Here is a 2,523-nt window from a genome sequence, read left to right on the forward strand (position 1 = left end):
CTTCACCGCAGAACGTGGGTGTGGTGCTTTTTTTAACGACCGGCGCTGTCGCGTTTCTGCTCGACGCAGACTAGAAGGTTGTGTCATTGCCACAGGCATGCCTCATTTTGGTCGCCCAAATCATGGAACCTATCTTATTGAATTACGTAATGTGATGATGGAAGTTGCTGGATTGCGCCGTTTTGGCGCTGCTGCTCTTGATTTAGCTTATGTTGCTTCTGGCAGAACCGATGGCTTTTGGGAAGATAACTTGCAAATTTGGGATATGGCTGCAGGAATATTGATGGTTCGCAAAACCGGTGGTTTTGTCACCGATAAAGAAGGCGGTAGCGATATATTTCGCAAAAAAAATATCATTGCCGGCAATAAACACATTCGCATTAAACTATAAAAAACCCTCAAAAAAGGCATTTAATTCTTACAGTTTTTTACAAAACCCTTAGAATCTTAAAAAACCACATGAAGAGAGAGTTTTTAATTTTCTTACAGAAAACGATAGAAACTCGCGAATGAGATAGTGACAAAAAACATCACCACGAACAAAAAATGTACTTGCTATAAGCCCCCACAAAAGCAATCCCCAATAGCTTACCTTATTGACGTTTCTGTTATTCAAATTCCCCTGCAAACAAACTGAAAAAGGCAATAAACAAAAAAACATCATAACCAAACGCCCCAAAAAGCAATTATCGCACCTGAGGCAAAAACCTCTCCTACTTCTCTTGAGAGATCACTCTTACACTGCGCGCAAAAAAATTGACTCTAGAAGAGCCCACTCTCTCCTTTTTGGTAAGAACTGCTGTACATTACTCTCACTGCTTATCAATATGTTTCACCACCGCGTGTGATAACAGAGGTTTCAGTAAATTCACCGATTCATACAATTGTTATCAGCTTCTTCTTCTTTTCAGCATTATTCTAAAGTATGTATCAGATAGGCATAAGATTTATAAAAATGCACATTTTTGTTCTCGAGAATTGCTTCTTGAAATTCGCTCACGAACTGTTCTTGATCTTTTTTGATAGCCTCTTCCAGTGCATTTACCTTTTTATCACCAAAAATGATTTTTAATTTTTCTTTTGAATTTCCTATTTTGACAAGCATTTTCCAAAAAATCCATTGATTATCACATTTCTTACTTGACCACTTCATCCATTCTATGACTCCTAATTTATAGGCTTTTTCATATGTTGGAGTCTCTTTAGCAATACGCAACCCCTTTTTCTTTTCTTTATCTTTCTCTCTACAAACCTCCATTGCCCTTTTAACCGTGGAGTAACAACAATCCTTATCAAAGGCCATATATCCTTCTTTTACCGTATCAATAAGCTGCTTATAGTAAATAAAAGTTTTTCTTGCCGCTTTATAAGCACTGGAAATATCATACAATAATGCTAGAAGCTCTCTTTTACGAATGCATAGTAATTTAGCATCTCTAGGCAGACTAAGATACCAACAAGACAGTATCTCTTCTAGCGTTTCATATTCTGTATATCTTCATAATAAATTTCCAAAGACTTTAACTCTTCATAGTATCCTGAAGCCTTTTTTTGTAGTTGCTGTTCATATTCAGCCGTAATCATATTATCAACCATATATAAACACCAATGAAGCGACAACATTGTATGTTTATATCGTTTTTTTTCGTAAGAGGATCTACAAACTTTTGCAAAGTGATCCTATTCTTTCTCATCAATCGCACTGCTTTGAGATAAGTTTTCTTAAAAGTGATTATGAATGCATTTATTTTTTTGATATGTTCATCAGTCAGTTCTTTTGTCAGCGCCTTTTCATGCAAAAACCACGCTTCTCCATATCCTTGCATACAAATATCTTTTACCATCAAAGGCCATTGTCCGCTCGATTCAGAAGATAGCCAATGTTCAGGATTTTTTATCTCCAGTAAATCTCTTTCCCAATGCTTTGCTTCTTCATCCCATTGTTTAATCCATTTTGGCGATATTTTTTGAGTTTTTTTAACAAGCCTTTGTTCCCATTGTGCAATAATATCGTGGTATATCGCGCACTCTCGATCTTTTAGCTGCAGTAATTTCTCAAACTGTTCAAGTTGTTCAATTAATTGCTTTTTATGGCTATTTGCGAACGCCAGCATCAAACTTTCCACAAAATAGGCTATAACTGCCACACTTAACAAAGTCTCCATTGAAAATTCGCAAAACCAAAGCACACCGAGTATGATAATGAATAAAATTGTATCTCCGAATCCTTTCCACACCTTTTTCATAACCTCCACAAAAACCTCTGCCACAACCTCAAAAAGATAGTTTAATATAACCATTCCTATAATAGCGATTGCCCCTATGACTATCAGTAATATGAAGCCCATTACCACTTCGCCCAATTCACTCATTCTTGCCTTCTTTTATTCTCACCAACATTTAACGCAGCTCTTTTATCGATCCCTCGATATTGTGTCATTACGTGTATATCTGATTTGAAAATCACTACATATTATATTTTAATAAAAATAATACACAAAATATAGATATTTTTATTGGTAA

3 protein-coding genes are annotated in these 2,523 nt (G+C 35.9%); 1 reads left to right on the top strand and 2 read right to left on the bottom strand.

Annotated elements, in window-relative coordinates; translation table 11 throughout:
• Positions 1–391, top strand: a 391-nt coding sequence (locus tag ACFIO3_RS11385; RefSeq protein WP_375704485.1) for an inositol monophosphatase family protein, incomplete at its 5' end; no start/stop codon positions are given.
• Positions 392–913: 522 nt separating this feature from the next.
• Here the strand turns inward: ACFIO3_RS11385 and ACFIO3_RS11390 are convergent.
• On the bottom strand, positions 914–1,390 hold the full coding sequence (locus tag ACFIO3_RS11390) for a hypothetical protein (protein ID WP_375608421.1): 477 nt from the start codon (positions 1,388–1,390) through the stop codon (positions 914–916).
• A 190-nt stretch (positions 1,391–1,580) separates the two neighbouring features.
• A complete protein-coding gene (locus tag ACFIO3_RS11395; protein WP_375608422.1) occupies positions 1,581–2,372 on the bottom strand; it encodes a hypothetical protein in 792 nt (263 codons plus the stop codon).
• Between the last annotated feature and the right edge of the window lie 151 nt (positions 2,373–2,523).

It is taken from the genome of Bartonella sp. AD328YNZD (genome assembly GCF_042196425.1).